This is a genomic window from Actinomycetospora sp., from assembly GCF_036497245.1.
In the GTDB taxonomy this organism is placed as follows: Bacteria; Actinomycetota; Actinomycetes; order Mycobacteriales; family Pseudonocardiaceae; genus Actinomycetospora.
This window is the reverse complement of the sequence record NZ_DASXJS010000141.1, coordinates 1-4,211: the sequence shown is the minus strand read 5'-3', so window position 1 is coordinate 4,211 and position 4,211 is coordinate 1. Positions and strand designations below refer to the sequence as shown.

Annotated in this window: 3 protein-coding genes; all 3 read right to left on the bottom strand. The window is 72.7% G+C overall.

Annotated features, from left to right (window positions below; genetic code table 11):
* Positions 1-69 precede the first annotated feature (69 nt).
* On the bottom strand, positions 70-1,218 hold the full coding sequence (locus VGI02_RS14925) for an acyl-CoA dehydrogenase family protein (protein ID WP_331628183.1): 1,149 nt from the start codon (positions 1,216-1,218) through the stop codon (positions 70-72).
* Complete coding sequence (locus tag VGI02_RS14920; protein ID WP_331628182.1) at positions 1,215-3,233, bottom strand: ATP-binding protein; 2,019 nt, start codon at positions 3,231-3,233, stop codon at positions 1,215-1,217. Before VGI02_RS14920 ends, VGI02_RS14925 begins: the two co-directional genes overlap by 4 nt.
* A gap of 5 nt (positions 3,234-3,238) precedes the next feature.
* A partial coding sequence (locus VGI02_RS14915) for an acyl-CoA carboxylase subunit beta (protein ID WP_331628181.1) occupies positions 3,239-4,211 on the bottom strand: 973 nt, incomplete at its 5' end.

Here is a 4,211-nt window from a genome sequence, read left to right as displayed (position 1 = left end):
GGAACGAACGACTCGTTCGTGGCTTCTAGCTGCACGAACGAGTCGTTCGTTCCGGCGGGGCGGTTCGGCCTACAGACCCAGCCGCCGCGCGATCAGCATCTTCTGCACCTCGCTGGTGCCCTCGCCGATCTCGAGGATCTTCGAGTCGCGGTAGTGGCGGGCCACCGGGTACTCGTTCATGAAGCCGTACCCGCCGAAGATCTGGGTGGCCTCCCGGGCGTTGTCCATGGCGGCGTTGCTCGACAGGAGTTTCGCGATCGCGGCCTCCTTGGTGAACGACTTCCCGGCCGCCATCTTCTCGGCCGCGTCGTGCCAGGCGAGGCGGGCGGCGACGGTGCGGGACTCCATCTCGGCGATCTTGAACTGGATCGCCTGGTAGGTCCCGATGGCCGCGCCGAACGCCTGGCGCTCGTGGGCGTAGCGCACCGACTCGTCCACGCAGCCCTGGGCCGCGCCGGTCGCGAGTGCGGCGATCGCGATCCGGCCCTCGTCGAGGATCGACAGGAACTGCCCGTACCCCTTGCCGCGCTGCCCGACGAGGTTCTCCTCCGGGACGCGGCAGTCGGAGAACGCCAGTTCGTGGGTGTCCGAGGCGTTCCAGCCGACCTTGGAGTAGCTCGGCGCGACGGTGAACCCCACGGTGCCGGAGGGCACGAGGATCGCCGAGATCTCCTTCTTGCCGTCGTCCCGCTTGTCGGTGACCGCGGTGACCGTGACGTGCGAGGTGATCCGCGTGCCGGAGTTGGTGATGAACGCCTTCGAGCCGTTGATCACCCAGTCGCCGGCGTCCTGGGTGGCGGTGGTCCGCGTGGCGCCGGCGTCGGACCCGCCACCCGCCTCGGTGAGCCCGAACCCGCCCAGTGCCTTGCCCGCCGCGAGGTCGGGCAGCCAGCGCTGCTTCTGCTCGTCGGAGCCGAACCGCTGGATCGGCATGATCCCCAACGACACCCCGGCCTCGAGGGTGATCGCCACCGACTGGTCGACCCGGCCGAGCTCCTCCAGCGCGACGCACAGCGCGACGTAGTCGCCGCCCATCCCGCCGTACTCCTCGGGCACCGGCAGGCCGAACAGACCCATCTCGCCCATGGTCGCGACGAGGTCGTAGGGGAACTCCTCGCGGATGTAGAAGTCGGCGATCGCCGGCGCGACCTCCTTCTGCGCGAAGTCCTCGACGGTCGCGCGCAGGGCCTCGTGCTCCTCGGACAGCTGCATGATCATTCCTCGGCTTCGGGCGTGACGGTGACGAGCGGGGCGTCGAGCGCGACGGTGGCCCCCGCCTTCGCGGGCAGCTCCGTGACGACGCCTGCGACCGGCGCCGTGAGCACGTGCTCCATCTTCATGGCCTCCACGACGACGAGGCGCTGACCGGCCTCGACGTGCTGGTCCATCTCGACCTCGACGACGGTGACGGTGCCCGGCATCGGGCTCGCCACGGCGCCGTCGCCGGGCCCTGCAGTGCCCGCGGCCGCGAGGCGGGTCTGTTCGCGGAGCGCCCATGCGCCGCCGTCGCGGGCCAGCCAGGTGACACCTGGGCGAGCGGAGCGACGGGAAGAACCGGGGTCCGGGGTGGTGGCCGTGCGGTAGCGCCGGGTCAGACCGTCGAGCGTGACGACGAGTCCGGTCGCGTCGTGGTGCGCCGACGCGGGCAGGGGCTCGCCGTCGTCGAGGGCGACGGAGGCGTTCTCGGCGCGGCCGCGGACGGCGACGTCGATCGGTTCCGGGCGCTCGACGCCGACCGGGACGAGGGTCCAGCGCGCGGGTGCGGGCTCGCCGCCGAGCCGCCAGCCGCCGAGCCGGTCGAACGGGTCGCCCGCCTCCCCGGCGTCGGGCAGGCGCAACAGGCCCGCGAGCGCCGCGGCGACCACGACGTCGGCGGGCACCGTCGGGTCCGGGACCCCGAGCCGTCCGATGAGGCCGGTGTCGAGGCGTCCGGCGCGGACGTCGTCGTCGGCCAGCAGCGTCCGCAGCCAGGCGAGGTTGGTGCCGACGCCGAGCACCGTGGTGGCGGCGAGGGCGGCGTCGAGGCGGTCGAGCGCGCCCGTCCGGTCGGGGCCGTAGGCGATGATCTTGGCGAGCATCGGGTCGTAGGCGCTGCCGACCTCGGAGCCCTCGACCACGCCGGCGTCGACCCGCGTGTGAGGTGGCCAGTCCAGGGCGAGGATGCGGCCCCCGGTCGGCAGGAAGCCGCGGGCCGGGTCCTCGGCGTAGAGGCGGACCTCGACGGCGTGGCCGGAGAGGGTGACGTCGTCCTGGCCGTACCCGAGCGACTCGCCCGCGGCGACGCGCAACTGCTCGGCGACCAGATCGATCCGGGCACCGCGGACGCGCACGACCTCCTCGGTGACCGGGTGCTCGACCTGCAGCCGGGTGTTCATCTCGAGGAAGTAGAACTCGCTCGCGTCCGCGTTCGTGACGAACTCGACGGTGCCCGCGCCGACGTACCCGCAGGCCGTCGCGGCGTCGACGGCCGCCCGGCCCATCGCGTCGCGCTGCTTCTCGTCCAGCACCGCCGAGGGGGCCTCCTCGACGACCTTCTGGTGCCGTCGCTGCAGCGAGCACTCCCGCTCGCCGAGGTGCACGACGCCACCGTGGGCGTCGGCGAGGATCTGGATCTCGACGTGGCGCGGGTCGGTGACGTACCGCTCGAGCAGCAGCGTGTCGTCGCCGAAGGAGCCGCGGGCCTCGCGGCGGGCGGCGGCGATCGCGTCGGTCAGGTCGGCGTCGCGGGTGACGACGTGCATCCCCTTGCCGCCCCCGCCCGCGCTCGGCTTGAGCATCACCGGGAAGCCGACCTCGCGCGCGGCATCCGCGAGCTCGGCGTCGGTGAGGCCCTTCTCGTGCGAACCGGGCACGAGAGGCACACCCGCCGGGGCGACGGCGGACTTCGCGGAGATCTTGTCGCCCATCATCTCGATGGCCGCGGCCGGCGGGCCGATCCAGGTCAGGCCGGCCCCGGTCACCGCTCGGGCGAAGGCGGCGTTCTCGGCGAGGAACCCGTAGCCGGGGTGGACGGCCTGGGCCCCGGCCCGTTTCGCGGCCTCGATGATGGCGCCGCCGTCGAGGTAGTCGCGGACGCGCACGGCGACGTCGGCGGCCGACGGGCCCACGACGTGCGGCGCACCCGCGTCGGCGTCGGTGTAGACCGCGACGCTGCGCAGGCCCCGCGTGCGCAGGGTCGAGGCGATGCGGACCGCGATCTCGCCACGGTTGGCGATCAGCACACTCGAGAACATGTCCCTCACATCCGGAAGACGCCGAAGCGCGGGTCGTCGAGCGGGGCGTGCGCGCAGGCCGAGAGCGCCAGACCGAGCACGGTGCGGGTGTCGGCCGGGTCGATCACGCCGTCGTCCCACAGCCGCGCCGTCGAGTAGTACGGGTGGCCCTGGTGCTCGTACTGGTCGCGCACCGACCCCGCCTCGCTCGACCCGACGGTGCCGAGCACCGTCGCCGCCTGCTCGGCTCCCATCACCGAGATCCGCGCGTTCGGCCACATCCACAGGAACCGCGGGGAGTACGCCCGCCCGCTCATCGCGTAGTTCCCGGCGCCGTAGGAACCGCCGATGACCACGGTCAGCTTCGGCACCCGCGTGGTGGCGACCGCGGTGACCATCTTCGCGCCGTCCTTGGCGATCCCGCCGGCCTCGTACTCGCGCCCGACCATGAATCCGGTGATGTTCTGCAGGAACAGCAGCGGGATGCCGCGCTGGTCGCACAGCTCCACGAAATGCGCGCCCTTGAGCGCGGACTCCCGGAAGAGCACCCCGTTGTTCGCGACGATCCCGACCGGGTGCCCGTGCAGCCGGGCGAACCCGGTGACCAGGGTCGTCCCGTAGTCCGGCTTGAACTCGGTGAGCTTCGAGTCGTCGACGAGCCGGGAGATCACCTCGCGGACGTCGTAGGCGGACCGGCCGTCGATCGGCACGACGTCGTAGAGCTCGGCCGGGTCCACCGACGGCGGCACCGAATCGCGACGCTCCCACGGCGGAGGCGGGTCCGTGGGCAAGGTGTCCACGATGTCCCGCACCATCCCGAGCGCGTCCGCGTCGTCCTCGGCGAGGTGGTCGACGACGCCGGAGGTGCGCGCGTGCAGGTCGCCCCCGCCGAGCTCCTCCGCGGTGACCTCCTCGCCGGTCGCGGCCTTCACCAGCGGCGGGCCACCCAGGAAGATCGTCCCCTGGTTCCGGACGATCACCGCCTCGTCGCTCATCGCC

Coding starts and splice junctions, on each gene's coding strand:
- VGI02_RS14920 (WP_331628182.1), bottom strand. CDS start 3,233: ATGTTCTCGAGTGTGCTGATCGCCAACCGTGGCGAGATCGCGGTCCGC.
- VGI02_RS14925 (WP_331628183.1), bottom strand. CDS start 1,218: ATGATCATGCAGCTGTCCGAGGAGCACGAGGCCCTGCGCGCGACCGTC.